Source organism: Micromonospora sp. SL1-18, from assembly GCF_047921505.1.
Lineage (GTDB): Bacteria > Actinomycetota > Actinomycetes > Mycobacteriales > Micromonosporaceae > Micromonospora.
Genome location: NZ_JBLROA010000297.1, coordinates 1 through 219, shown reverse-complemented (window position 1 = coordinate 219; position 219 = coordinate 1). Strand labels below are relative to the sequence as shown.

The window sequence follows — 219 nt, the reverse complement described above, 5'->3', positions numbered from 1 at the left end:
GTTGCGGGTGTAGTAGTCGTGGCCGAGGTCGGTGTAGGTCTGTCCGGTGGCCAGGACGGTCCAGATGACCTTGATGAGGGTATGGGCGACGGCGAACGCCGCTCTCTTGGCGGCGGTCTTGTTTGCCCGGCCGCCGAAGCGGCGGTGCAGCCGGTGGAACCGTGCCCCGATGCGGGTGCGGGTGCGGGATGCGGCGAAGGCGGCTTCGACGAGGATGGC

The 219-nt window shown here is 68.9% G+C and carries 1 pseudogene; it reads right to left on the bottom strand.

The window, feature by feature from the left end:
• A pseudogene (locus tag ACNAW0_RS31015) lies at positions 1-219 on the bottom strand (hypothetical protein); the annotation flags it as partial.